Raw genomic sequence first — 25,280 nt, 5'->3', positions numbered from 1 at the left:
GCCCGCATCATGCCTGAGCCACAATCGTGTGCGTGAGGACGATGCGTGGTGCCTGGCCGACGGCCGGGGTGGTCGCCGGCTTCGCGGGCCTCGCGACCAGCTACTTCGTCGCGATGGCGATGACGATCCGCGACTCCCCGGTGGTGGCCGTGGCCGAGCTGGTCATCCGGATCACCCCGGGACCGCTGGCGGAGAAGGCGATCTCGGTCGTCGGCACGAAGGACAAGCCGATCCTGGTCGGCGTCGTGCTGGTGCTGTGCGGGCTGCTGTTCGCGTGGGCCGGGGCGCTGGCCCGGCGCTCCTGGTGGGCGCCGCTGCTGGTGCTCGTGCCGCTCGCCGCGGTCGGCGTGGTCGCGGTGTCGGTGCAGCGCGGCGCGACCGCCGTCGACGTGCTGCCGGTGGTGCTCGGCTTCGTGACCTGGCTGCTGTGCCTGTGGCTGCTCACCGCCCCGCTGCGACGGGTCGAGGAGGCGCCCGTGGACGAGCGGACCGGGGGCGCGGTGCGCAGCCGACGCGCCTTCCTGGCCGGGGCCGGACTGATGGCCGCCGCCGCCGTCGCGCTCGCGATGGTCGGCCGGGTCGTGGGCCGTGGGCGCCGGCACGTCGAGGAGACCCGGCGCCTGCTCCGGCTCCCCGGCGTCAGCCAGCCGATCGTGCCCGCGCGGGCCACGCTCGACCTGGACGGCATCTCCCCGTGGATGACCTCCGCCGACGACTTCTACCGGATCCACACCGCGATCGTCGTGCCGGCGATCGAGCCCACCGACTGGCAGCTGCGCATCCACGGCATGGTCGACCGGGAGGTCGTGCTCACCTACGACGACCTGGTCGCGCGCCGGATCACCGAGGGCTGGATCACCCTGAACTGCGTCTCGAACCCCGTCGGCGGCCCGCTGATCGGGAACGCCTGGTGGAGCGGCGTACGCCTCGCGGACCTGCTCGCCGAGGCCGGCGTGCAGGACGGCGCCGACGCGGTGCTGCAGACCTCCGACGACGGCTGGAGCTGCGGGACCCCCCTGGACACGCTGACCGACGGGCGCAAGGCGATGCTGGCCGTCGCGATGAACGGCGAGCCGCTGCCCATCGACCACGGCTTCCCGGTGCGCACGATTGTCCCGGGCCTCTACGGGTACGTCTCTGCCTGCAAATGGGTGGTGGACATGAAGGTGACGAGGTTCGACGAGATCTCGGCGTACTGGACCCGACGTGGCTGGGGGGAGCGCGGCCCGGTGAAGATCTCCTCGCGCATCGACGTGCCCCGCTCCGGTGACGAGGTGGACCCCGGGACGGTGCGCGTCGGCGGGGTCGCGTGGGCGCAGCACATCGGCATCGAGCGGGTGGAGGTCGCCGTCGACGGTGGCGACTGGCAGCCGGCCGAGGTGTCGCGACCGTCCACCAGCGACGCATGGGTGCAGTGGGTGGCGTCGGTGCCGCTCGAGGCGGGCGACCACGTGGTGCGGGTCCGCGCGACCGACCGCGACGGCCTCGTCCAGACCGGCGTGGAGCGCGACGTGCTGCCCGACGGCGCGACCGGCTGGCACTCGGTCGACTTCTCGGTGCGTGGGTCGTGAACGACTTCGCCAGGCGCCCCGGCGCCGCCCTCGTCGTCGGGGGCAGCGGTGGCCTCGGGGTGGCGATCGTGCGCATGCTGGCCCGCCGCGGGTCGCACGTGGCGCTGACCTACCGCACCCGCAAGGAGGCCGGTGAGGCGGCCGCCGCGTCCGCCCGCGAGTGGGGCGTGCGGGCGTCGGCGCACGAGCTCGACCTCGGCCTCGACGAGGCCGCCGGCGACGTGGTCACCGCGGTCGCCGAGGAGTACGGCGGGCTGCACACGCTCGTGCACGCGGCCGGACCGCACGCGCCGATGGCCCACCTCTCGGCGGTGGCGCCTCCGACGATGGCCGCCCAGCTGGCCGCCGACGCCGCGGGCTTCTTCAGCGTGGTGCAGCCGGCGCTGCCGCACCTGCGGCACAGCCAGGGGTCGGTCGTGGCGGTCACGACAGCGGCCACGACCCGCTACCCGGCTCGCGACGGGCTGTCCGCCGCCCCCAAGGCCGCGGTCGAGACGCTGGTCCGGGCGCTCGCCGCGGAGGAGGGCCGGTTCGGCGTCCGGGTGAACGCCGTCGGCCCCGGGATGCTCACCGACGGCACGGCCGCCCGGCTGATCTCCGCGGGGGACCTCTCGCCCGACGCCCTCGAGGCGGCCCGCCGCAGCATCCCGCTCGGCCGCTTCGGCAACGCCACCGACGTCGCCGAGGCGGTCTGCTTCCTCGCCTCGGACCGGGCCGGGTTCATCTCCGGCCAGAAGCTCGACGTCGACGGCGGCTACGGCGTCTGACCGGTCGAGTCGGCGCAAGCTCGGCGCCAGAAGGGGTCGAGTCGGCGCAAGCTCGGCGCCAGAAGGGGTCGAGTCGGCGCAAGCTCGGCGCCAGAAGGGGTCGAGTCGGCGCAAGCTCGGCGCCAGAAGGGGTCGAGTCGGCGCAAGCTCGTCGCTGACCGACTCGCGGCCGGGCTGTCACCAGTTGCTGTGCGTGCCTCCCGGCAGCGGGTGCGCGTCGTCGTGGATGACGTAGACCAGGCCGCCCGAACGGGGGAGCCAGGCGTTCTCGAACTGCCCGCGGTCGTAGGTGCGTCGTACGCCGGCACGGCTGGCCGCGGCCGGGTCGTTGACGACCACGTCGCCGTCCTTGCGGAAGCCGACGATCACGACCAGGTGGCCGTTGGACGACGTGATGGGGGCGCCGCTCAGGTCTCCGCTGCCGAAGGAGATCGACGCCACCAGCGGGATCCCCGCAGCGATGAACGACTCCGCCTCGCGCAGCGACCGCAGCCGGGTCACGAACGCGTGGCCCGCCAGCGGGGCGGCGTACGCGGTGTTGAACGGCCAGTTGCCGGTGCCGTCGTAGGAGGCGTCGTACGTCGCCCGCGCGGCCGCGTCGACCCACGGGTCGACGTGCCCGGCCGGGACCCAGCCGTAGCTGGAGGCCGGGGGCAGCGCGTCGTAGTAGCCCAGCACCATCGAGGTCGACGTCGGCGAGCACCACGCCTCGCCGCCGCCACCCCAGCGCGGGTAGTGGCCGCTGTGCTTCATCTGGGAGGAGCGCGGCACGTCGAGCACGATCCCGCGGCCGGGCCCGGGTGCCGACGTGGTCACGTCACGGCCGTCCGTCGGGACGTCGGAGGCCATCGCCCCGATCGCGTCGAGCGAGGGGCCGGCGGTGGTGGCGCCGACACGCCGCATCAACCTCACCCGCAGCTGGTAGCCCGTGACGTCGGCGCCCGGGTGCACGACCCAGGTGTCCACGTCGACCGAGGCGACGTCGTCGGCCTGGCCGGACACGCTGGTGCGTTGCGTGAACCGGTCCCCGGACGTCCAGCGGCCCACCACGTCCCACGACGACAGGGTGCCGTCCCGGACCTCGCCGCGCACCTGCACCTCGATCCAGCTGTCGCCCGGCGTCGTGGCCGACCACGAGGCGACCAGCTGGGTCGGGTCGAAGCCGGGGGAGCGCCAGGGCGAGACCCAGGTGCCCACGTCGTACTCCCGGCCGGCGTAGCGCCGCTGCGCGGTGGGGGCGTCGAGCACCACCTGCTGCCGCGCCACCCGCACCCCGGAGACGGTGCCGGCGCGCAGCTGCGCGCCGGTGTCCCACGAGGTGTGGTCGACCAGCCGCGGCGGGGCGTGCCCGGCGGCAGGAGCCGCGGGTGTCGCGGTCGCCGGAGCGGAGGCGGTGAGCCCGGACAGGGCCGGCAGCGCCAGGCAGGCGGCCAGCATCGGGAGGAGGGGTGTCCGCACCCGACCACGATAGGTGCGGCAAGTCACTTTCGTCCCAGCAGTCACAGATTCCGGCGATGCGGGTCGAGCACCGCTCAACTCCTAGACTTGCCCGGTGACCTTCAGGCTGTACGACACCGCGACCCGCGAAGTCCGTGACTTCGTCCCCCTCGAGGAGGGGAAGGCGGGTCTCTACGTGTGTGGCCTGACCGTGCAGAGCGAGCCGCACGTCGGCCACGTCCGCTCCGGGGTCAACTTCGACGTGCTGCAGCGCTGGCTGCGCCACCTCGGCTACGACGTGACGTTCATCCGCAACGTCACCGACATCGACGACAAGATCCTCACCAAGGCCGCCGACCAGGGCCGGCCCTGGTACAACCTCGCCTACGCGATGCACCGCGAGCTCGACAAGGCGTACGCCGCGCTGAACGTCGCGCCGCCGACCTACGAGCCCGCCGCGACCGGCCACGTCCCCGAGATGGTCGAGCTGATCTCGACCCTCATCGCCAAGGGACACGCGTACGCCGCGGAGGACGGCTCGGGCGACGTCTACTTCGACGTGCGCTCCTGGCCGCAGTACGGCGAGCTGACCCACCAGCGCATCGACGACATGGAGGCCGCGGAGGACGCCGACCCGCGCGGCAAGCGCGACCCGCGCGACTTCGCGCTGTGGAAGGGCTGGAAGAAGGAGAAGGAACCGGAGACGGCCGCCTGGCCCTCCCCCTGGGGTCCCGGCCGGCCGGGCTGGCACATCGAGTGCTCCGCGATGGCCGGCAAGTACCTCGGCACCGCCTTCGACATCCACGGCGGCGGCGTCGACCTGCGCTTCCCGCACCACGAGAACGAGCAGGCCCAGTCGCGCGCCGCGGGGCACCCGTTCGCGTCGTACTGGATGCACAACGCCTGGATCACCACCGCCGGGGAGAAGATGAGCAAGTCCCTCGGGAACTCCCTGACGATCCCGGCGGTGCTCACGAAGTTCCGCGGCATCGAGCTGCGCTACTACCTCGTCGCCGCGCACTACCGCAGCCACGTGGAGTTCAGCTTCGAGGCGCTCGAGGAGGCAGCCGTCGGCTTCCGGCGGATCGAGGGCTTCCTCCAGCGCGCCGCCGAGACGGTCGGGGAGATCCCCGCCGACGGGATCGCGTGCGCGGAGTTCGTCGCGGCGATGGACGACGACCTCGGCACCCCGGCCGCCGTCGCGGCGATCCACGACGTGGTCCGCGAGGGCAACAAGCTGCTCGCGGCCGGTGACTCGCCCGCACTGCGCGGCAACGCCGCCTCGGTGCTCGCGATGCTCGACGTCCTCGGCCTCTCGCCGTACGACGCCGCGTGGGCCGGTGCGGACTCGGCCCGCGACGGCCGGCTGACCGAGGTCGTCGACGCCCTCGTGGCCGGCCTGCTCGAGCAGCGCGCCGAGGCCCGCGCCAACAAGGACTTCACGACCGCCGACGCGATCCGGGACCGGATCAAGGCGGCCGGCATCGAGATCGAGGACACCCCCACCGGCCCCAAGTGGTCACTGGAAGCAGGCAAGTAACTCATGGCAGGGAACTCCCAGCGCAAGGGCGCGATCAAGAAGACCGGCAAGGGCAACCCCACCGCCGGCTCGGGCGGTCGCGTCCGCCGCGGTCTCGAGGGCAAGGGCCCCACGCCCAAGGCCCAGGACCGGCCCAACCACAAGGTCTACAAGCAGCGCCAGAAGCTCGACAAGGCGGCGCAGGCGCGGCCCAAGCGGCGCACGACCGGCTCCACCGACGCCGAGTGGGTGGCGGGCCGCAACTCGGTCGTCGAGGTGCTCCGCGAGGGCGTGCCCGTCACCGGGCTGTACGTCGCCGAGGGCGCCGAGCGCGACGGCCGGCTGCGCGAGGCGTTCAAGCTCGCCGCCGAGCGCGGTCTCAGCCTGGCCGAGGTCAGCCGCACCGAGATGGACCGGCTGACCGGTGGCGCCGTCCACCAGGGCCTGGCCGCCCGGCTCCCGTCGTACGAGTACGCCCACCCCGACGACCTCCTGGACCGGGCGGCCGAGCTCGGCGAGCCGCCGCTGATCGTGGCCCTCGACTCCGTCACCGACCCGCGCAACCTCGGCGCGATCGTCCGCTCGGCGGCCGGGTTCGGCGCGCACGGCGTGCTGATCCCCGAGCGTCGCGCCGCCGGCATGACCGCCGCGGCCTGGAAGACCAGCGCCGGCGCGGCCGCACGGGTGCCGATCGCGCAGACCGTCAACCTGGTCCGCCAGCTCAAGGCCTACCAGGACGCGGGCTGCATGGTCGTCGGCCTCGCCGCCGACGGCGACGTGGCACTGCCCGACCTCGACCTCGCCGACGGGCCGCTGGTGGTCGTGGTGGGCTCCGAGGGCAAGGGCCTGGGCCGCCTGGTCTCGGAGACCTGCGACCAGCTGGTCTCGATCCCGATGGCCAACCAGCTCGAGTCCCTGAACGCCGGCGTCGCCGCCTCGGTCACGCTCTACGCGATCGCACGGGCGCGCGCCTGACCGTGACGCCCGAGGGGGAAGCGCCCGAGACTCCGCCCGTGGGGCGGGGTCGGGGGCGCGTCCTGCGGCACACCACCCTCGCCTCGAAGGTCCTCGCCTTCGTCGCGGTGTGGGTGGTGCTGGCGTTCGTCGCCGGGACTGTCTTCTTCCTGCTGAGCAGCCGCTCGATCGTGCTGGCCAGCCACGACGCCGTGATCCGGCCCGACCTCGACGGCCACGTGGTGCTGCACACCGGTCCGGTGGTCCCGGACTTCCGGGTCGACTCGGGCAACCGGCTCGGGGTCGACATCCGGCTCGGCAAGACCGACGCGGCCTCGACCGAGGCGCTGGTGCAGCGCTACGCCTACATCGCCAGCCAGCCCGAGGGCCAGATCGCCAAGGTCAAGGACGCGCTGGCGGACATGGCGTACGCCGCCGCGCTGCGGGGCGCGGTCGTGGGGCTGCTGCCGATCCTGGTGTGGCTGCTGCTCGGGGCGCAGCGGCGTCGGCACCTCCTCACCCGGACCCGCAGCCCCCAGGGCGCGCTCTCCTGCCTCCTGGGGGTGCTGCTCGTGCTGCTGGTGTGGCAGCCCTGGGGGAGCGACGACGACAGCATCGACGCGACGCGGTCCTGGATGCCGCTGGCGCAGTTCGTCGGGCCGGAGGTGCACCTGCCCGCCGAGGTGGACGGGGTGGAGGTGCGCGGTGACGTCACCACCACGCAGACCCGGCGGTTGATCGAGAGCGCGATCTCCACCTACGACAAGAGCAAGACGTTCTACACCCGGGCGGCCGAGCAGGCCGCCGACCTGGACCTGCGTCAGCCCGGCGAGGGCGAGACCGTGGTCGCGCTCCTCTCCGACCGGCACGACAACATCGGCATGGACAAGGTCGCCCGGGCGGTGGCCGACACCGGCGGTGCGACCGCGGTCTTCGACGCCGGTGACGACACCTCGACCGGCAACAGCTGGGAGGCCTTCTCGTTGGACTCGGTGACCGCCGCCTTCGAGGACCTCGACCGCTGGGGCATCGCCGGCAACCACGACCACGGCACGTTCGTGAGCCGCTACCTCGACGAGCACGGGTGGACGATGCTCGACGGCACGGTCGTCCCGGGCCCGGCGGGCACGACCCTGCTCGGCCTCGACGACCCGCGGTCGAGCGGTCTCGGTGACTGGCGCGACGAGTCCGGGCTCAGCTTCGACGAGGTCGGCAGCCGTCTCGCCGACGTCGCGTGCGCCGCGCCGGAGCGGGTCACGACCCTGCTGGTGCACGACGCCGACCTCGGCCAGGACGCGCTGGAGCGCGGCTGCGTCGACCTGGTGCTCGCCGGACACCTGCACGTCCAGGTCGGTCCCGTCCGGGTGGTGGGCGAGGGCGGCCAGGTCGGCTACTCCTACACCAACGGCACGACCGGCGGGGCGGCGTACGCCATCGCCGTGGGCAGCAAGCCCCGGCGGGAGGCCGAGCTCACGCTGGTCACCTACCGCGACGGTCGGCCCGTGGGCGTCCAGCCGGTGGTGCTCCAGACCGACGGGGTCTTCCACGTGCGTGACTACGTGCCCCTGCACCTGGCCGAGGACCGGTCCACGCAGCTGGCCGGGAACCGTCCCCCCGCCGGGACGAGCAGCGACTAGGGCTCGGTGCGCCCCGATCCGGGCCCGTCAGGTCAGGGCCGGCTCGGCCAGTCCACCGAGAAGTACTGGGTCTCGGTGTACTCCAGCATGCCCTCGCGGGCGCCTTCCCGACCGAGACCGCTCTGCTTGACCCCTCCGAAGGGTGCGGCCGGGTCCGACACGAGCCCCCGGTGGATGCCGACCATGCCGGCCTCGAGCTCCTCCGCGATGCGCATCGAGCGTCGCAGGTCGCCGGTGTAGACGTAGGCGGCGAGGCCGGCCTCCGAGTCGTTCGCGACCCGGAGGATCTCGTCGTCCGATGCGCAGGCGACGATCGGCGCGACGGGCCCGAAGATCTCCTCGCGGACGAGGGCGGCGTCGGGGTGGACGTCGCGGACGACCAGGGGGGCGACGAAGTGGCCGGTCAGGCCAGCCGCGAGCTGACCGCGGTGGGACACCCTGGCCCCCGCGTCCACCGCATCGGCCACCAGGCGTTCGATGCGCGTGGCTGCGGACTCGGAGATGACCGGGCCGACCTGGGCCAGCGGGTCGCTCGCGGGGGCGGTGCGCAGCCTCTCGACGGCGGACCCGAAACGGGCGGTGAACTCGTCCACGACCGCCCGGTGCACCAGGAACCTGTTGGCGGCCGTGCACGCCTGACCTCCGTTGCGGAACTTGGCCAGCAGGGCTCCGTCGACAGCGGCGTCGAGGTCGGCGTCCTCGGTAACGATGAACGGTGCGTTGCCGCCCAGCTCCATCGAGGCGTTGACCACGCGGTCCGCGGCCTGTCGGAGCAGCAGGCGTCCGACATGGGTGGAGCCGGTGAAGGAGATCTTGCGGACCCGTGGGTCCGAGAGCCAGGTCGAGACGACGGCGGGTGCGTCGGCGGTGGGAACCAGGTTCACGACCCCGGGGGGCGCGCCTGCGTCCTCGAGGAGCCGGGCGATCGCCATCGCGGTCAGGGGAGTCTCCTCCGCCGGCTTGAGCACGACAGTGCAGCCGGCGGCGAGGGCCGGCGCGATCTTGCGGGTCACCATGGCGGCCGGGAAGTTCCAGGGGGTGACGAGGGCCGCCACCCCGACCGGGCGGTGGGTGATGATCGTGCGCGTCCCACCGGCGGGGGACTCGCCGTACCCACCGCCGGCGCGGACCGCCTCCTCGGCGAACCAGCGGAAGAACTCGGCCGCGTAGGCGATCTCGCCGCGGGCGTCCGCCTCGCACTTGCCGTTCTCGGCCATGACGAGCGCGGCCAGGCGGTCGCAGTCCTCCAGCATCCGTTCGTACGCGCCGCGCAGGACGTCCGCGCGCACCCGCGGTGCGGTGGTACGCCACGTCGCCCAGGCCGCGTCCGCGGCGTCCACGGATGAGCGTGCGTCCGCGGCGGATCCGTCGGCGACCGCCGCGATCACGTGCCCGGTGCCCGGGTCCTGGACGTCGAAGGTCGTCGACGCAGGCTTCCAGCTGCCGTCGATGAGCAGCGCTCGGGCGGGTTCGAGGTCGCGGATCGTGTGGTCGAGGGCATGCGTGAGCGGCATGAGGGCGCCTTTCGAGGACCAGGCGGGCAACAGCCTGCCTGGGGCGATGGTCAGCTGGGGTTCAGGACTGAAGGCCGGCGAGCAGCGCTCGCCGGGAGGCGCGGACGTGCTCTCGCATGACCCGCTCGGCACTGTCGCCGTCCTTGGCGATGATGAGCTCGAGCACGTGGTGGTGCTCGCGGTCGGACTGCACCGGTCGACCCGGCTGGTTGAGGGAGGTGGCGACCAGCCGGGAGTAGGCGAGCTGGTTCATCAGGGTCCGATAGTGCGCCTCGAGCTTGCTGTTGTCGGCGCCGAGGATCAGCAGGTCGTGGAACTCCTGCACGAGCTCAGCCACGCGGTCGCGGTCGTCTCGGGCCACGGCACGATCGGCCTGTCTGAGGTTCTCCTCGAGCTGGTCGATCTCCGGCACGCGGCCGCGCTGGGCCAGCAGCCTGGCCGCGGCGCCCTCGAGCAGCTCCTTCATCTCGAAGAGCTCGGTGATCTCGCGGCGCGACGGGCTGGTGACGAACGTGCCGACCCGGGGCCGGATCTCGACGAGGCCCTCGGTCTGCAGCTGCTTGAGCGCCTCGCGCACCGGGGTGCGGCTGACGCCGAACTCGTCGGCGAGCGCCAGCTCGGACAGGTTCACTCCGGGCTCGATCTCGCCCGCGATGATGCGGCGACGCATCTCGCCGATCACCCGACCCTGGATCGAGCCGGGGCCGGCCCCGTTCACGCCCGCCACAGTGTTCCTCCTCATCGCGCCGTCCGAGGTGAGCATCATGCCAGCGGCGCCAGGGCGCCGCCGTCGAAGAACCGCCCGGCGCTGTAGACCATGGGGTGTCGATCGGTGCACGCGGCGTGGACGACGCGGCAGATGAACACCGTGTGGGTGCTCGCCTGGAGGCGCTCCCGGATCTCGACCTCCATCTGGGCGCTGCTGCGCTCGAGCAAGGGGCTCCCGAAGGGTCCGGGCGCCCAGTCGAGGCCGGCGAACTTGTCGGTCGACTTCGACGCGAACCTGGTGACGACGTCGAGCTGGTCGGTCGAGAGGATGTTGATCGCCAGGTGCTGCGCACGGTAGAGGCAGTCGTGGGTGGACGACGTGCGCTGGACGCAGACCATCACCGTCGCCGGGTCGAGCGAGATGCTGGAGAAGGCGTTGACCGCGAGGCCGCGGGCCACGTCGTCGTCCATCGTCGTGACTACCGTGACTCCGGTGACGAACTGCCGGTTGACCTGCTTCATCAGGTCCAGGTCTGGCTGCGTCGGGCTGGTGGCCATCGCTTCGCTCCTTGTCGTGACGGGTGCGCTCGTGCTCATCGTGATCACCGGTCCTGGCCGACGGTGATGATGCCGAGGGCGGTCAGCAGCGCCCGGGGGTCCCAGGTGACGAACTCTTCCACGACCCGGTCGTCCTCGAAGCGCGCGAAGGTCGCCCCGCTGACCGTGACCCGGCGCTTGGTGGCCGGCACGCCCAGGAAGGAGTGCTCGTGGGTGCCGTCGCTGTGCCAGCGGACCGCGGCCCGGTCGCCCTCGACCAGCACCTCGTCGAGCGTGGTCACGAGGTCGGGGAAGGCGGTCCGGGTGGAGACGATCGACGCCTTGAACTCGGCGAGGTCCTGTGGCGTGGGGTCGCTGCTCCAGCGCTGGTAGTCCGCGCTCAGGAGCTCGTCGAGGGCGTCGACCTCACCTCGGTCCCACGCGGCTGCCCAGGCTCGTTCGATCCGGCTCCGGCGCTCGTCCTGCTCGGTCATCAGGCCCTCCTCGGCCTCGCTCCGTTGAACACTCTGTTGCATACAAGAAGACGTTAGGCATGCCACCGGCCGATGTCAATGGGTCCAGGTCGGGTTCTCTGTCCGAGATGGACGCTGACGGCTGGATCTACCCATTCTGCAGCGTGAATGTGGCGATCTGAGGGCGGCGAGAGGACGTGCCTCGGTGGCAGTCAGAACCGATTGTCGGTGATGGGTTGACCGATACAAGAGTGCGGTCTATCGTCCTGTTGCATGCAAGAGACCCAGCATTCAGCCATCGCCGGCCTCCGCAAGCTGGTCGTCTACCGGGAGACCCTGGTGACCGAGGCGGGCGCCCGGCCGGCGCGGCCGGCGCAGCAGGCCAGCGCGGCTGCCGTGGTGCGCAACCCCTGGGTGCGCACCGGCCCGTCGCGTGACCTGTCCGAGGAGGTGGCCCGGATCGCCCCCGCGCTCGCCAGGCTGCTCACCGACCGGCTCATCCACGCGCTCGGAGGCGTCGCGCAGATCGAGGCCTTCGGCAAGGCGGCCATTGTCGGCAATGCCGGAGAGATCGAGCACGGCGGCGCGCTGATCCACACGCCGTACTTCGGCAACCTGATGCGCGAGTTCCTCGAGGGCGAGTCGATCATCTGCTTCGCGGACGCCCGCGCGGAGGCCGGGCAGCCGCTCGTCGTCCCGCTGTGGCACAAGACGCACGCCGCCACCCGCAGCCACTACCAGACCGTCAGCACCCGCGTCCCGGACGCTCCGCGCGCCGACGAGATCGTGGTCGTGGCGGCCGCCTCCACCGGGCCGAGGCCCCATCCGCGGATCGGGGACCGCGCCACCGATCCGGTCATCACCGTCAAGAGCTTGGAGAGTGTTCTGTCATGAAGGTGCGCAAGATCGTCACCGTCGTCGAGGAGATCCGCACCGAGGGGGGCCGGGAGGTCTGGCCGCCGGCCCGGATCGCCGTGGTCGCCGCGGTGATCGAGAACCCGTGGGCCGGGCAGGGGTTCGTCGAGGACCTCGGTCCCGGTATCGACGAGACCGCGTCCGACCTGGGCGCGATGCTCGCACCCCAGGTGCTGGCCGCGCTGGAGCAGCCGGCCGAGGCCTACGGGAAGGCGGCCATCGTGGGGCTGGACGGCGAGGTCGAGCACGGCTCGGCGCTGATCCACACGCTCAAGTTCGGTGACCACTTCCGCAAGGCTGCGGACGCCACCACCCTGCTGCCCGCCGTCGAGAAGCGTGGTCCGGCCGGCGTGGTCTTCGACATCCCGCTCAAGCACATCACCGACCCCACGATCCGCTCGCACCACCAGACCGTCGAGGTCCGGATCGCGGATGCGCCGCACCAGGACGAGATCGTCGTGGCGCTCGCCGCCGCGGCGCAGGGCCGTCCGCAGCAGCGACTGGCCGCCTTGTCCACCGAGCAGTGACCAGTCTTCCCGACCCGGACGAGCGACGTGTGAGGCAGCCATGAACAAGCCGACGGTGGTCCTGCTGCACGGGGTGGGTCTCGACCACACCACGTGGGCAGCGGTCGCCTCCCTGCTGCGCGACGACTACGACGTGGTGGCGCCGGACCTTCCCGGCCACGGGTCGCGTCCCCCCGTGGACGCCACGGTCAGCCTGGCCGACCTGGCGGAGGGGGTCGCGGACGACGTGCCGCCCGGGTCCCACCTCGTGGGCTTCTCCCTGGGCGCGCTGGTCGCCCAGCACCTGGCCGTCCATCGTCCCGAGCTGGTCGCCACCCTGACGTCGGTCAGCTCGGTGTGCCGGCGTACGCCCGCCGAACGCGAGGCCGTGCTGCAGCGCCTCGCGGTCGCCGAGCGGGACTTCGCGGCGAGTGCCGCCGCGTCGGTCCGACGGTGGTACGACGGGACCACCGTCAGCTCCTCGGACGTGGGACGGACCGAGCGGACCCTCCTCGGCAACGACCCCGCCAGCTTCCTCAGCTGCTATCGGGTGTTCGCCACGGGGGACGCCGACCTCGCCCCCCGGCTGGCCGACATCACCGCGCCCTCCCTGGCCGTGACCGGGGAGGAGGACCCCGGCTCGACCCCGGAGATGACCCGCCGGCTGGCGGCGGCGATCCCCGACTGCCGTGCGGTGGTCGTCCCGGGCGCACGCCACATGCTCCCCGTCGAGCGCCCCCGTGAGCTCGTCGACTGCCTGACAACCTTCATCGGAGGAGAGGTCCATGCCTGAAACCCAGCAGCTCCAGCACTTCATCGGGGGCGAGCGGGTCGAGCCCGCCGCCGGCGCGCACTTCGAGAGCACCAACCCGGCGACGCGCGCGGTCAACTACCTAGCCGCCCGAGGCGACGCGACCGACGTCGGGCGCGCCGTGGACTCCGCGCGCGAGGCCTTCGAGGATCCCCGATGGCGAGACCTCAGCGCCACCCGGCGCGGACACCTGCTGCGTCGCCTCGGCGACCTCATCGGCGAGAACGCCGAGGAGCTCGCGCGCATGGAGACGCAGGACAACGGCAAGCTGCTGCGCGAGATGCGGGGCCAGCTCGCGACCCTCCCTGAGTACTGGTACTACTACGCCGGCCTCGCCGACAAGATCCACGGGGACTTCATCCCCACCTCCGACCGGCGGGTCCTCAACTACACCTCGAGGGAACCCCTCGGGGTGGTGGGTGCCATCACCCCGTGGAACTCGCCCCTGACGCTGACGACCAGCAAGCTGGCCCCCGCCCTCTGCGCAGGGAACACGGTCGTCGTGAAGCCGTCGGAGCACACCTCGGCCACGATCCTCCGGCTTGCCGAGCTCGCGGTCGAGGCCGGCTTCCCGCCGGGAGCGGTCAACGTCGTCACCGGGTTCGGCGCCGAGGCGGGCCAGGCACTGGTGGACCACCGCGGGCTGGCCAAGATCTCCTTCACCGGCAGCACCGCGACCGGGTCGCGGATCGCGTCCAGCACCGCCAGCCGTTTCATCGGCTCGACCCTGGAGCTGGGAGGCAAGTCCCCGAACATCGTGTTCGAGGACGCCGACGTCGCCAACGCCGCGATGGGTGTGGTGGCCGGGATCTTCGCGGCCGCCGGGCAGACCTGCATCGCCGGCAGCCGGGTCTTCGTCCACCGGTCGGTCCACGACGAGCTGCTCGAGCGCGTCGCCGAGCGCGCCCGCACGATCCGGATCGGTGACCCGCTCGACGACGCCACCGAGCTCGGCCCGCTGGCGTTCGAGGACCAACGGGACAAGGTGGCCGGGTACGTCGACCTCGGCCGGTCCGAGGGCGCCCGCGTCCTCACCGGTGGCCGGTCGACCGACGGTGGGCTCGGCGGCTTCTTCTATGAGCCGACCGTGCTGGTCGACGTCGACAACTCCATGCGCGTCGTGCGCGAGGAGATCTTCGGCCCGGTGGCGGCAGTGATGCCGTTCGACACCGAGGACGAGGTGGTCGGGCTGGCCAACGACACCGAGTACGGGCTGGCGGCCGGAGTGTGGACCCGCAACCTCTCGCGTGCGCACCGGATGGCTGCCCGCCTCGACGCCGGCACGATCTGGGTGAACACCTACCGCGCGATGTCGCCCATGTCGCCGCGTCAGGGCTTCAAGAGCAGCGGGGTCGGCGTCGAGCACGGCACGGAGACCATCAAGGAGTACACCCGCCTCAAGAGCGTGTGGATCAACACCAGCGAGGACCCCGTCGCCGATCCGTTCGTGATGCGGAGCTGACATGCCGCTCGTCGAAGTCACCCTCGCGGAGGGCCGCACCTCGCAGCAGGTGAGGGACCTGATCCACGAGGTGCACGAAGCCGTGCTGCGGACCGCGGGAACCAGGTCCGAGCACGTCAGGGTCATCGTCCGCGAGGTACCGCGGTCGCACTGGGCCACCAGCGACGTCACGCTCAGCGAGATGGACGCCGTCCGAGCCACTCAGAGAGAGAACCAGGAGTAGTCGTGAGATTTTCACTGTTCGTGCACATGGAGCGCTGGGACGAGGAGGTCAGCCACCGCCAGCTCTTCGAGAACCTGGCCGAGCTCACACTGACGGCCGAGGCCGGCGGCTTCAGCACGGTGTGGATCGGCGAGCACCACGCCATGGAGTACACGATCTCCCCGAGCCCCATGCCGCTGCTCGCCTACCTGGCGGGGCAGACCTCGACCATCCGCCTGGGTGCCGGCACGATCATCGCGCCGTTCTGGAACCCGATCCGGGTCGCGGGCGAGACCGCCCTGCTCGACGTGATCAGCAACGGCCGGGCGGAGGTGGGCCTGGCCCGGGGCGCCTACCAGTTCGAGTTCGACCGGCTCGCCGGCGGGCTACCTGCGACCGACGGGGGCAAGCACCTGCGCGAGCTCGTCCCGGCCGTGCGACAGCTCTGGCAGGGCGACTACGCCCACGACGGTGAGATCTGGCAGTTCCCCACCTCGACCAGCGTGCCCAAGCCCGTGCAGCAGCCGACGCCGCCCATGTGGATCGCCGCCCGTGACCCCGACTCCCACGACTTCGCCGTCCGCGAGGGCTGCAACGTCATGGTCACGCCGCTGATGAAGGGCGACGAGGAGGTCGAGGACCTGAAGCGGAAGTTCGAGACGGCCGTCGGCAACCATCCCGAGGTCCCGCGCCCCGAGCTGATGGTGCTCCGCCACACCCACGTGCACTCCGCGGACGATCCCGAGGGATGGCGCCCGGCGGCCGAGGCGATCTCGCGCTTCTACCGCACCTTCGACGCCTGGTTCGGGAACAAGACCACGCCGGTCAACGGGTTCCTCGAGCCGAGTCCGGAGTCGAAGTTCGCGGAGCGGCCCGAGTTCGAGCTCGAGTCCCTGCACCGGACAGCGATGATCGGCACCCCCGACGAGGTGATCGAGCGACTGCGTCACTACGAGGAGCTCGGTGTCGACGAGTTCAGCTTCTGGTGCGACAACAGCCTCCCCCACGAGGAGAAGAGGAAGTCCCTCGAGCTCTTCATCAAGGAGGTCGTGCCCGCCTTCCAGTAGGGCGACACAGCCTCTTCGGTGCGCTGCGGCGTGCCTCCGGCGATGGCCGGTCACGGACGAGGTCCGTGGCCGGCCATCGCTCATTGCGGGGCTCTCGCTCGGCATTCACACACCGGTGTGATCCATCACGATCCCGGGCTCGCGCGCCACCGAACCTGCTGTTGTATGCAACAGGCACTCGAGCAGGTCAGGGTGATCGGGAGTGATTCTTGGTGCCGAACTGCCGTGCGGAGACGGTTGGGTGGCCTGATGAGCGGGCTAGAGGAAGAAATCGGCGACAAACTTGTCCCGGGCTATTGACCTCTGTGGCATGCAAGATCTAGCGTCTGTGGCATGCAAGAAGGGCGTGACTACAGTCACAGGCAGGCGCAGTCTGCTGGGAGCCCCCGGAGCGCTGCGTCGGCCCAGGTGGCCCGATGCCGCGGAACTAGCAGAAAGGCAGCGATGTGAACCTGGACGTCTCTCACGCCCCCACGGGCGAGCTGGCTGCGGACCTCCATTACCGAGACAAGGTCGCGGCGGTCGAGCCCTACGGCGTCGACGCGATCCCGGACTCCGAGCGGCACGGCAAGCCCGTGTCCCAGTTCTTCATCTGGTTCGCGGCCGGGATGAACTTCCCGATCATGGTCCTCGGCTTCGTCGGCGTCAGCTTCGGGCTGTCGCTCACGGCCGCCGTCACCGCCATCGTCGCCGGTAGCTTCGTCGGCTCCGTGGTCATGGGTGTCCTCTCGCGCATGGGAGGTCGTCTCGGCGTCGCCCAGCAGATCCAGGCGCGCGGACCGCTCGGCTTCTTCGGCAACTTCGTGCCGGTGGCCTACGTCAACGTCTTCGCCGGCATCGGTTGGGCCGCGGTCACCGTGATCCTCGGCGCCCAGGCACTCACGACGCTGGCGCCCGCGATCCCGTTCTGGGTGGGTGCGCTCGGCCTGGTCTCCCTGCAGCTGGTGGTGGCCGTCTACGGCTACAACATGATCCACTACCTCGAGCGGATCCTGGCTGTCGTGCTGTTCTTCGGCTTCCTGATGATCACCGTGGTGTCGGTCAGCCGCGGCTGGGAGGGTGGCTTCGGCACGAATCCTCAGGCGGCGTACTGGATCGGCGGGGTCGGCGGTTGGATCACCTTCTCGGGCTACTTCCTCTCCTTCCTGATCGCCTGGTGGCCCTTCGCCTCCGACTACTCGCGCTACCTGCCGGACGAGGACCACGTCAACCGCGCGACGGGCTTCTGGACCTTCGCCGGCAACTTCGTCTCGCTGGCGTGGCTCGGCATCGCAGGTGCGCTGCTCGGCAGCTCCGCGGCGGCCGGGGAGAGCCCGATCGCCGCTCTGGAACGGCTCACCGGCCCCTTCCACGTGGTCGCGCTGCTCATCGTCCTGATCTCGTCGTTCTCCCAGAACTTCCTCAACGTCTACGGCGGCGCCATCTCGGTCCAGACGCTGCGCATCCCGGTCAGCCGGCGCACGGCCGTCGTCATCATCTGCGCCGCCGCCTACGTCATCAGCCTGTGGGCCGACGAGAGCTTCGAGGCCAAGTTCAAGAACTTCCTGTTCATGGGCGCCTACCTCATCGCCCCGTTCGGCGCGATCCTGCTGCTCGACTACGTGCTGGGGCATCGCCACGACCGGGAGCGCATCGCGGAGCTCTACGACGCCCGACGCGTCCTGGAGTGGGGGTTCGTCGCGTGGGTCGTGGGGGCCGTCGCGTCCCTGCCGTTCTGGAACCTGTCCTTCTTCGTGGGTCCGGTCGCCGAGGCGCACCCCGAGTGGGGTGACCTGTCCTACTTCGTCGGCTTCGCGGCCGGTGCCATCGCGTTCGTGGCCACCTACAAGCTGCCGCCGCTGTGGCACCGGAAGGCGCGGGCGCACGAGCACTCGCACGCCCTCGCCGGCTCGGAGGTGCTGCCCCAGCCCAGCCCCGAGGTGCAGTCGTCCCTGTAGCAGGAGGTCCACCGCGGTCCCCGTCGCCGGCCGTCAGGCCAGCGTCGGGGACCACGTCCGTCCCGTGACAGCCGCAACGATGGAGGAGCGCATGGACCAGGAAGTCGTCGCGACGACCGGGCGGGCGCCGTGGCTGGTGGTCATCGACATGCAGCGGGCGTTCTCGGACCCGGCGAGCGGCTGGGCCGCCGAGGGCTACCGCCGGGCCGAGCAGAACGTGGAGCAACTCGTCGAGCGCTTCTCCGGCGCGGTCGTGCTCACGCGCTTCGTCCGGGACCCCGAGGAGCCGGGCGCTTGGCAGCGCTACTACGAGAGGTGGTCGCAGTTCCGGGTGGCCGCCGACAGCGCCTGGTGGGAGATCACGGTCGACGCGCCGCCCGGCACGCCGGTGGTCGACGAGCCGACGTTCGGCAAGTGGGGGGACCGGCTGCAGGGCGTCGTGGGCGATGCGCCGCTCGTGCTGTGCGGGGTGGCGACCGAGTGCTGCGTCCTGGCCACGGCCTTCGCCGCGGCCGACGCCGGACGCGAGGTGCAGGTCGTCTCGGACGCGTGCGCCGGAGCCGGTCCGGAGCTCCACGAGGCGGCCCTGCGGATCATGGATGCGAACAGTCCCCTCATCAGTGTCGTCACCATGCGCGACCTCATCGGCCCCGGCGGGCAGGCGCCGGGGACGGGGGCGGCGGCGAGGCACGTCTGACGAGCTCCGCTCCGGCCTGACCTGTCCGGAGGAGCGCGATCTAGGATCGGGAGCGTGCCCACCACAGTCGACCGCCTGCTGCCCACCGACGAGGCCGAGGCCCTCCTCGAGCTGACCCGCGAGATCGCCACCAAGGAGCTTGCGCCCCAGGTCGCGGAGGCCGAGGAGAAAAGCGTGTTCCCGGCCGAGGCGTACCGGCTGCTGGGCAAGTCCGGCCTGCTCAGCCTGCCCTTCGCCGAGGAGCACGGTGGGGGAGCGCAGCCCTACGAGGTCTACCTGCAGGTGGTCGAGGAGATCGCCACCGCCTGGCCGAGCGTCGGGGTCGGCACCAGCGTCCACTCGCTGACCGCCTCCGTGGTCGCGGGCAACGGCAGCCCGGAGGTCGTCGACCGCTGGCTGCCGCAGATGCTCTCCGGCGACTGGCTGGGCGCCTACTGCCTCTCCGAGCCCCAGGCCGGCTCGGACGTGTCGGGGATCCGCACCAAGGCCGTGCGCGACGGAGACGACTACGTCGTGACCGGCACGAAGCAGTGGATCAGCAACGGCTCCTGCGCCGACTACTACATCCTCTTCGCGCGCACGTCCGAGGACGCCAAGCGCGGCCTCTCGGCGTTCGTGGTCCCGGCCGACACCGGCGGGATGAGCTTCGGCGCCCCCGAGAAGAAGATGGGCCTGGCCTGCGACGTCACGACCCAGGTGATCTTCGAGGGAGCCCGGATCCCGGCCGCCCAGCTCATCGGCGAGGAAGGGGCCGGCATGCGGGTCGCCCTCTCGGCGCTCGACGCCGGCCGGCTCGGCATCGCCGCGGTCGCCACCGGCATCGCGCAGGCAGCGCTCGCGCACGCGGTGGCGTACGCCGGGGAGCGCGAGCAGTTCGGCAAGCCGATCGGCCACCAGCAGGGTCTGCAGTTCCTGCTCGCCGACATGGCGGCCGAGGTCGAGCGGGCGCGCGCGACGTACCTCCACGCGGCCCGGCTCAAGGACGCCGGCCGCCCGTTCTCGCGGCAGGCCTCGATCGCCAAGCTGACCGCGACCGACGCGGCGATGCGGGTGACCACCGACGCGGTCCAGGTGCTCGGCGGCAACGGCTACACCCGCGACTACCCCGTGGAGCGGCTCTTCCGCGACGCCAAGGTGACCCAGATCTTCGAGGGCACCAACCAGATCCAGCGGATGGTCATCGGGCGCGACCTGCTCCGCTGAGCAGCGAGACGGCCGGGCCGGCGGGCCCTGACCATCACACGGTCGCCGGCGCGGTCGAGACGGTGCGGCCCAGGAACGCCAGCAGCCGCTCGTGCGGGCGAGCGTCGGCGGGTGCCGCGACCTCGGGACCGAACATGCCCGGCTGGCGGTAGGCGTCGACGCCACCCATCGCGTGCATCGTGGCCAGGAGTCGTTCGCACGACGCCTCGTCGAGGAGGTGCTGCTGACCGGTCGCCACAGCCAGGTCGACCCCGTGCACGAGAACCTCGGTGAGGTGGATGACCGCGGCCATGGGAGCCGGGAGGGTCCCCATCCCCAGGGTGACGGTTCCGCCCAGGGCGCCGGGTCGGCGCCAGGCTGTCGCATCGGCGTGGGCCGCCTCGGCGAAGGCGGTCCGGGGGTCCGACCCGAGCCAGTCCGCCTCGTGGTCGGCGCCGGGCGGCAGGCCCTCGAGCTCGGCGGCGAAGATCCGCATCCCGCCCACGGTGTGGTTGAGGACGGTCCGGACGGTCCAGCCCTCGCACGGGGTCCCGAGGACCCACTGGTCCTCGCCGATCCCGGCGACGACAGCGCCGGTCGTCGCCAGGCTTCGCGCGATCTCGTCGACGACGTCGGTCGTGGCGTGGGCCATGGTTCCTCCAAGTTACCTAACGACTGTTAGGTGAATTGTGTCGCCTAACGCCTGTAAGGTCAAGGGGTGACCAGTCAGGTGCGGCGTACCCGCAACAGGCGCGGTGAGGGGGCGCGGCTGCGGGACGAGATCGTCGAGGCCGCCTCGGCCCTGCTGGAGGAGACGGGAAGTGAGGATGCGGTCACGCTGCGAGGGGTGGCGCGGAGGCTCGGCATCGCCGCGCCGTCCATATACCCGCACTTCGACGACGTCGACGCGATCCTGGCCGCCGTGGTCGCCGAGGCGTTCGCCGAGCTCGACGCCGCGCTGGACGCTGTTCCGGTGTCGGCCGGTGCCGAGGTCTCGCTTCGTTCGCTGTGCGAGGCGTACGTCGGGTTCGCACGCGCCCGTCCCCAGCGTTACCGAGTCATGTTCGGGCGGCACCGGGTGGACGCGGACGCGGCCATGAGTGCGCCGCGGAGCGTCGAGGAGCTGCTCGGTGGGAGCGCGTTCGGCCGCCTGCTGGACGCGGTGAACCGGCAGTCCTCGGGGCCGGAGGGTCGAGCGATCGTCGACGCGACGGCCCTCTGGGTCAGCCTGCACGGCTACGTGTCCTTGCGCGCGGCGGTCCCGGCCTTCCCCTGGCCGGAGGGAGACGGCCTGGTCGACCACCTGGTCGCGAGGCTAGCCCCGCCGCAGGGGGATGCGCCGTGAGGCGTCCTGGGGTCGGGTCGGAGCGGGGCTGCTCGTGACCGGGACCATCCGGCTGCGTCGTCTCACGGTCCGCGATGCGGCTGCCGTCCAGGCGATCGTCGAGGCCGATCCGGGCTACTCCGAGCGCGTCAGCGGGCGGCCGGCCGGCCCCCGTGAAGGTCGCGCGCTCTTGCTCGGGAGGCCGCCGGGCTTCCCGGCGGATCGCAAGATCGTGCTCGGCGCCTACGCCGAGGAGCAGCCCGACGAGCTGGTCGCGGTGGTCGACCTGCTGGTCGGCTGGCCGAAGCCGACCTGCGCCCACGTGGGCCTCCTCCAGGTCCGGGCGGCGAGCCACGGCCGCGGCGTCGGGCGGCGCGTCCACGAGCAGCTGCTCGCGGAGGTCGGGCGATGGCCCGAGGTCGACACCCTGCGCGCGGCGATCGTCGAGACCAACGCCGAGGTGGCCGAGCCCTTCTGGCAGGCGATGGGCTACCGGCCCACCGGGCCGCCCCGGCCGTACCGGAACGGGACGGTCGACACCACTCTCCGCATCTGGACCCGGCCGGTCTGACCCCTCTGAGACGTACGTCGCGCCGGCGCGGGCTCGACGAGGATGCGCCGACTCGAGCTGTTTTCGCGTCGAGCTTGCGCCGACTCGAGCTGTTTTCGCGTCGAGCTTGCGCCGACTCGACCGTCAGTCCGCGGCGACCGCCTCGTCGGGCTTCTTGGTGAGCACGTTGGCGATGTAGTCGCGGGCGGTGTCGAAGATGTCGACCTCGTGGCCGGCCCGCTCCGAGAGGTACCACCGGTGCACGAGGATCTCGTGGTAGATCTCGGCCGGCTCGAGCTTCCCGCGGGCGTCGGGCGGCACCAGCTTGATGATCGGGTCGTAGAACTCGCTGAGCCAGCGGGAGGCGACCAGTGTGCGGTCCTCGCGGCCCAGGTCGGCGTGCGCGGTGAACGACGCGATGTCGTTGAGCAGGCGGCGGGCCTGGGCGTCCTCGACGTTCAGACCGGTCAGCGCCTGGAGCTCGCGCCGGTGGTGCCCGGCCTCGACGACCTTGGGCTGGATGCGCACCAGGTCGCCGTCGAAGTCGGTGACGATGTCGAGCTCGTCGACGTCGAAGCCGAGGTCGTTGAGCCGCTCGATGCGCTGCTCGATCCGCCACATCTCGTCGGCCGAGAACTGCTCCTCGGCGGTCAGCTCGGTCCACAGCGCCTGGTAGCGGGTCTCGAGCAGCTCCACGATCTCCGCCGCGTGCACCTCGTGGTCGAGCGAGTCGCTGGCCTCGAGGTCGAGCAGCTCGGCGAACACGTTCTCGGTGGCGACGGTGAGGTCGTACTCCCGCATCTGCCGGGACAGGCTCGACTTGAGCTCGCCGGTCTCGGCATCGACGAGGTACGCCGCGAAGCCCCCGGCCGCGCGCCGGAACAGGACGTTCGAGAGCGACACGTCGCCCCAGAAGAAGTCGGCGAGGTGCAGCCGGACCAGCAGCACCACGAGGGCGTCGACGAGCGACGGCAGGTTGTCGGCGGTCAGGCCGTGGGAGAACAGGCTCCGGTAGGGGAGCGAGAACTCGAGGTGCTGGGTGAGCAGGGCCGCCGGCAGCTCCTCGCCGTCCGGGTCGACGCGACCGGTGACCACGCCCTGCGGCACCACCGCCGGCAGGCCCATCCGCTGCAGGTCGCGCAGCAGGCGGTACTCCCGGAAGGCCATCTCCTCGACCGTCTCCTTGACGGCGTACGTCCGGTCGCGCAGCCGCACGATCCGGACCACGTGCCGGGAGAGGCCTCGCGGCAGCGGCACGACGAACTCGTCGGTCCAGTCCTCCAGCGGGGTCGACCAGGGCAGCCGCACGACGGACGGGTCCGGCCTGCTGGTGACGATCCGCAGCGCCATGCCTGCAGCCTAGGACCTGGCCGGCTCGAGGAACACCGGCCCGGGCCCGCGGGGTGCCACCTCGTCGTCGGGGTTGTTGAGCGCGCAGGTGCGCAGGCTCAGGCAGCCGCAGCCGATGCAGCCGTCCAGCTTGTCGCGCAGCCGCTCGAGCCGCTCGATCTGCTCGTCCAGGCGGGGCCGCCAGGCCCGGCTCAGCCGGGACCAGTCCGCCTTGGTCGGGGTCCGGTTGTCGGGGAGGGTGCCGAGCGCGTCGGCCACCTCCTCCAGGCTCAGGCCCACCCGCTGGGCGGTCCGGATGAAGGCGATCCGGCGCAGCGTGGCCTGCTCGAAGCGTCGCTGGTTGCCGGTCGTGCGCACCGAACTGATGAGTCCACGCGACTCGTAGAAGCGGATCGCCGAGGTGGCCACGCCGGCGCGCTCGGCGAGCTGCCCGATCGTCAGCTGGGTCATGCCCGAGATCATCGCTTGACTTCAAGCGAACTTCAACTATGACGATCGTCCCGTGAACGAGATCGAGCGACTGATGAGCCTGATGACGGGGGACGAGAAGCACTCGGCCGCCGCCACGTCGACCCTGGACGTGATCCGGGTGCTCTACGAGCGGGTGCTGGACTTGAGCCCGGAGACGGCCGGCGACGAGCGCCGGGACCGCTTCCTGCTGTCCAAGGGCCACGGCCCGATGGCCTACTACGCCGTCCTCTGCGCGCAGGGGTTCCTGCCCGAGGAGTGGCTGACCGGCTGGGCGTCCTTCGACTCGCCCCTCGGCCACCACCCGGACCGGAACCTGGTGCCGGGGGTCGAGATCGCGTCCGGCTCGCTCGGTCACGGGCTGCCGCTGGCCGTCGGCACCGCCCTGGGCCTCCGGGCACAGGGGATCCGGTCGCGGGTCGTGGTTCTCGTCGGCGACGCCGAGCTCGACGAGGGCAGCAACCACGAGGCGCTCGAGCTGGCAGCCGCCCTCGACCTCGACGCGCTCACCGTCGTGGTGGTCGACAACCGGTCCTCGTCGTACGCCGTGCCCGGCCGGATCGAGCAGCGGTTCGCCGTCGAGGGGTGGCACGCCGTCACCGTCGACGGTCGCGACCACGACGTGCTGGAGAAGGCCCTGTCCCACCGTGAGATCGGACGGCCCAACGCGGTCGTCGCCGTCGTGGAGGAGAAGCGATGACCACCTCGAGCCGGGTCACCTCGAACCGGACACAGTTCGCCCGCACCGCCGCGGACCTCGTCGAGAGCGACCTGTCGGTCGCCCTGGTGTACGCCGAGATCTCCGGGCAGTTCTTCGGCGAGGTCGAGCGCCGCAACCCCGACCGGGTCGTGAACGTCGGCATCCGCGAGCAGCTGCTGGTCAACGTGGGCGCCGGGATGGCGCTGACCGGGATGCGACCGATCGTGCACACCTTCGGGTCGTTCCTCGTGGAGCGGGCCTTCGAGCAGGTGAAGCTCGGCTTCGGGCACCAGGACGTCGGCGGTGTGCTGGTGGGGTCCGGCGGGTCGTTCGACATCGCGGGCGGTGGCCGGACCCACCAGGCGCCGGGCGACGTCGCGCTGCTGGACACGCTGCCGGGGGTCGCGATCCACGCGCCCTCGACCGCCACCGAGGTCGACGCGGTGCTCCGCAGCACGGTCGCCGGCTCGGGGCTGCACTACGTGCGGGTCGTGGAGCAGACCAACGCGCGGTCCTTCCCGCACGCGCCCGGCCGGTTCCACGTCGTACGCCGTGGGGCGGGGCCGACCGTCGTCGCGCTCGGGCCGGTGCTCGACGCCGTGCTGGCCGCCACCGCGGGACTGGACGCCACGGTGCTGTACGCCGCCACCGTGCGGCCGTTCGACGCCCGTGGCCTGCGCTCGGTGATCGGCTCGCCCGAGGTGGTGCTGGTCGAGCCGTGGCTGGCCGGCACCTCGGCCCACGTGGTCGCCGACGCGCTGCGCGACGTGCCCCACCGGCTGCTCGCGCTGGGCGTCGGCCGGTCCGAGCTGCGGCGCTACGGCACCGCCGAGGACCACGTCCGCGCGCACGGCCTGGACGCCGCGGGGATCCGGCGCTCGCTCGACGGGTTCCTGGCCGCGGCCGCCTGAGCCGGAAAGCGCTGCCCCGATGACCGTGGCGGCCGAGCCGCACGCTGTCACCGCGACAGGGCTGTCTAGGATTGCCTCGCG

The 25,280-nt window shown here is 71.8% G+C and carries 26 protein-coding genes; 18 read left to right on the top strand and 8 right to left on the bottom strand.

Annotated features, from left to right (window positions below; translation table 11 throughout):
• Nucleotides 1–41: 41 nt before the first annotated feature.
• A complete protein-coding gene (locus tag ACFO9I_RS22000) occupies nt 42–1,571 on the top strand; it encodes a molybdopterin-dependent oxidoreductase (RefSeq protein ID WP_379185084.1) in 1,530 nt (509 codons plus the stop codon).
• On the top strand, nt 1,568–2,338 hold the full coding sequence (locus tag ACFO9I_RS21995) for an SDR family NAD(P)-dependent oxidoreductase (RefSeq protein WP_379184843.1): 771 nt from the start codon (nt 1,568–1,570) through the stop codon (nt 2,336–2,338). Before ACFO9I_RS22000 ends, ACFO9I_RS21995 begins: the two co-directional genes overlap by 4 nt.
• Nucleotides 2,339–2,515: 177 nt before the next feature.
• On the opposite strand, the gene ACFO9I_RS21990 is transcribed toward ACFO9I_RS21995, so the two are convergent.
• Nucleotides 2,516–3,796 (bottom strand): peptidase C39 family protein, encoded by a 1,281-nt coding sequence (locus ACFO9I_RS21990; RefSeq protein ID WP_379184841.1) that lies wholly within the window; start codon nt 3,794–3,796, stop codon nt 2,516–2,518.
• Nucleotides 3,797–3,890: 94 nt separating this feature from the next.
• Here ACFO9I_RS21990 and cysS point away from each other — a divergent pair, with 94 nt between their 5' ends.
• Genes cysS through ACFO9I_RS21975 form a run of 3 tightly spaced genes read left to right on the top strand, consistent with a single transcriptional unit; the run spans nt 3,891 to nt 7,885 of the window.
• Nucleotides 3,891–5,315 carry a cysteine--tRNA ligase gene (cysS, locus tag ACFO9I_RS21985; protein ID WP_379184839.1) on the top strand — a complete coding sequence of 475 codons (1,425 nt, stop codon included), beginning with the start codon at nt 3,891–3,893 and terminating at the stop codon, nt 5,313–5,315.
• A 3-nt stretch (nt 5,316–5,318) separates the two neighbouring features.
• On the top strand, nt 5,319–6,269 hold the full coding sequence (gene rlmB, locus ACFO9I_RS21980) for a 23S rRNA (guanosine(2251)-2'-O)-methyltransferase RlmB (protein WP_379184837.1): 951 nt from the start codon (nt 5,319–5,321) through the stop codon (nt 6,267–6,269).
• Nucleotides 6,270–6,307: 38 nt separating this feature from the next.
• The gene (locus ACFO9I_RS21975; RefSeq protein WP_379184835.1) at nt 6,308–7,885 is read left to right on the top strand and encodes a metallophosphoesterase family protein; all 1,578 of its coding nucleotides are present in this window, start codon (nt 6,308–6,310) and stop codon (nt 7,883–7,885) included.
• 32 nt (nt 7,886–7,917) lie between these two features.
• On the opposite strand, the gene ACFO9I_RS21970 is transcribed toward ACFO9I_RS21975, so the two are convergent.
• The 4 genes from ACFO9I_RS21970 to ACFO9I_RS21955 form a co-directional block, all read right to left on the bottom strand.
• Nucleotides 7,918–9,399 carry an NAD-dependent succinate-semialdehyde dehydrogenase gene (locus tag ACFO9I_RS21970; protein WP_379184833.1) on the bottom strand — a complete coding sequence of 494 codons (1,482 nt, stop codon included), beginning with the start codon at nt 9,397–9,399 and terminating at the stop codon, nt 7,918–7,920.
• 61 nt (nt 9,400–9,460) lie between these two features.
• Nucleotides 9,461–10,117, bottom strand: coding sequence for a GntR family transcriptional regulator (locus tag ACFO9I_RS21965; protein WP_379184831.1), 657 nt, complete (start codon nt 10,115–10,117; stop codon nt 9,461–9,463).
• A 44-nt stretch (nt 10,118–10,161) separates the two neighbouring features.
• Nucleotides 10,162–10,665, bottom strand: coding sequence for a flavin reductase family protein (locus tag ACFO9I_RS21960; RefSeq protein WP_379184829.1), 504 nt, complete (start codon nt 10,663–10,665; stop codon nt 10,162–10,164).
• Nucleotides 10,666–10,709: 44 nt separating this feature from the next.
• Nucleotides 10,710–11,138: an ester cyclase gene (locus ACFO9I_RS21955; protein WP_379184827.1), complete on the bottom strand. Its 429-nt coding sequence runs from the start codon at nt 11,136–11,138 to the stop codon at nt 10,710–10,712.
• A 252-nt stretch (nt 11,139–11,390) separates the two neighbouring features.
• On the opposite strand from ACFO9I_RS21955, the gene ACFO9I_RS21950 reads away from it, so the two are divergent.
• From ACFO9I_RS21950 to ACFO9I_RS21910, 9 genes are all read left to right on the top strand, one after another.
• Nucleotides 11,391–12,011 (top strand): amino acid synthesis family protein, encoded by a 621-nt coding sequence (locus ACFO9I_RS21950; protein WP_379184825.1) that lies wholly within the window; start codon nt 11,391–11,393, stop codon nt 12,009–12,011.
• Nucleotides 12,008–12,559 (top strand): amino acid synthesis family protein, encoded by a 552-nt coding sequence (locus ACFO9I_RS21945; protein WP_379184823.1) that lies wholly within the window; start codon nt 12,008–12,010, stop codon nt 12,557–12,559. The genes ACFO9I_RS21950 and ACFO9I_RS21945 overlap by 4 nt, the downstream gene beginning before the upstream one ends.
• Nucleotides 12,560–12,599: 40 nt before the next feature.
• Complete coding sequence (locus ACFO9I_RS21940; protein WP_379184821.1) at nt 12,600–13,331, top strand: alpha/beta fold hydrolase; 732 nt, start codon at nt 12,600–12,602, stop codon at nt 13,329–13,331.
• The gene (locus ACFO9I_RS21935) at nt 13,324–14,811 is read left to right on the top strand and encodes an aldehyde dehydrogenase (RefSeq protein ID WP_379184819.1); all 1,488 of its coding nucleotides are present in this window, start codon (nt 13,324–13,326) and stop codon (nt 14,809–14,811) included. The genes ACFO9I_RS21940 and ACFO9I_RS21935 overlap by 8 nt, the downstream gene beginning before the upstream one ends.
• A gap of 1 nt (nt 14,812) precedes the next feature.
• Entirely contained in the window at nt 14,813–15,034 is a 222-nt protein-coding gene (locus ACFO9I_RS21930; RefSeq protein ID WP_379184817.1) for a tautomerase family protein, read from the top strand.
• Nucleotides 15,035–15,036: 2 nt separating this feature from the next.
• Nucleotides 15,037–16,080 (top strand): LLM class flavin-dependent oxidoreductase, encoded by a 1,044-nt coding sequence (locus ACFO9I_RS21925; RefSeq protein ID WP_379184815.1) that lies wholly within the window; start codon nt 15,037–15,039, stop codon nt 16,078–16,080.
• Nucleotides 16,081–16,526: 446 nt separating this feature from the next.
• Nucleotides 16,527–18,017 (top strand): purine-cytosine permease family protein, encoded by a 1,491-nt coding sequence (locus tag ACFO9I_RS21920; protein ID WP_379184813.1) that lies wholly within the window; start codon nt 16,527–16,529, stop codon nt 18,015–18,017.
• Between the two features lie 91 nt (nt 18,018–18,108).
• A complete protein-coding gene (locus ACFO9I_RS21915) occupies nt 18,109–18,714 on the top strand; it encodes a cysteine hydrolase family protein (protein WP_379184811.1) in 606 nt (201 codons plus the stop codon).
• A 54-nt stretch (nt 18,715–18,768) separates the two neighbouring features.
• The gene (locus tag ACFO9I_RS21910) at nt 18,769–19,917 is read left to right on the top strand and encodes an acyl-CoA dehydrogenase family protein (RefSeq protein ID WP_379184809.1); all 1,149 of its coding nucleotides are present in this window, start codon (nt 18,769–18,771) and stop codon (nt 19,915–19,917) included.
• Between the two features lie 34 nt (nt 19,918–19,951).
• Here ACFO9I_RS21910 and ACFO9I_RS21905 read toward each other — a convergent pair whose 3' ends face one another.
• Entirely contained in the window at nt 19,952–20,548 is a 597-nt protein-coding gene (locus ACFO9I_RS21905; RefSeq protein WP_379184807.1) for a TIGR03086 family metal-binding protein, read from the bottom strand.
• Between the two features lie 66 nt (nt 20,549–20,614).
• Between ACFO9I_RS21905 and ACFO9I_RS21900 the strand changes: the two genes are divergently transcribed.
• Together ACFO9I_RS21900 and ACFO9I_RS21895 are read left to right on the top strand one after the other, a co-directional pair.
• Nucleotides 20,615–21,241 (top strand): TetR/AcrR family transcriptional regulator, encoded by a 627-nt coding sequence (locus ACFO9I_RS21900; protein ID WP_379184805.1) that lies wholly within the window; start codon nt 20,615–20,617, stop codon nt 21,239–21,241.
• 34 nt (nt 21,242–21,275) lie between these two features.
• Nucleotides 21,276–21,791: a GNAT family N-acetyltransferase gene (locus ACFO9I_RS21895; protein WP_379184803.1), complete on the top strand. Its 516-nt coding sequence runs from the start codon at nt 21,276–21,278 to the stop codon at nt 21,789–21,791.
• Between the two features lie 123 nt (nt 21,792–21,914).
• Here ACFO9I_RS21895 and ACFO9I_RS21890 read toward each other — a convergent pair whose 3' ends face one another.
• Nucleotides 21,915–23,120, bottom strand: a complete 1,206-nt coding sequence (locus ACFO9I_RS21890) for a DUF4032 domain-containing protein (RefSeq protein WP_379184801.1) — start codon at nt 23,118–23,120, stop codon at nt 21,915–21,917.
• A 9-nt stretch (nt 23,121–23,129) separates the two neighbouring features.
• A complete protein-coding gene (gene soxR, locus ACFO9I_RS21885) occupies nt 23,130–23,570 on the bottom strand; it encodes a redox-sensitive transcriptional activator SoxR (protein WP_379184799.1) in 441 nt (146 codons plus the stop codon).
• Between the two features lie 52 nt (nt 23,571–23,622).
• Between soxR and ACFO9I_RS21880 the strand changes: the two genes are divergently transcribed.
• Together ACFO9I_RS21880 and ACFO9I_RS21875 are read left to right on the top strand one after the other, a co-directional pair.
• Nucleotides 23,623–24,288, top strand: a complete 666-nt coding sequence (locus tag ACFO9I_RS21880; RefSeq protein WP_379184798.1) for a thiamine pyrophosphate-dependent enzyme — start codon at nt 23,623–23,625, stop codon at nt 24,286–24,288.
• Entirely contained in the window at nt 24,285–25,199 is a 915-nt protein-coding gene (locus ACFO9I_RS21875; protein ID WP_379184796.1) for a transketolase family protein, read from the top strand. The genes ACFO9I_RS21880 and ACFO9I_RS21875 overlap by 4 nt, the downstream gene beginning before the upstream one ends.
• The last annotated feature ends 81 nt before the right edge of the window (nt 25,200–25,280 follow it).

The sequence above is a fragment of the Nocardioides sp. GCM10023255 genome (assembly GCF_042653125.1).
Lineage (GTDB): Bacteria > Actinomycetota > Actinomycetes > Propionibacteriales > Nocardioidaceae > Nocardioides.
This window is presented reverse-complemented; position numbering and strand designations above follow the sequence as displayed.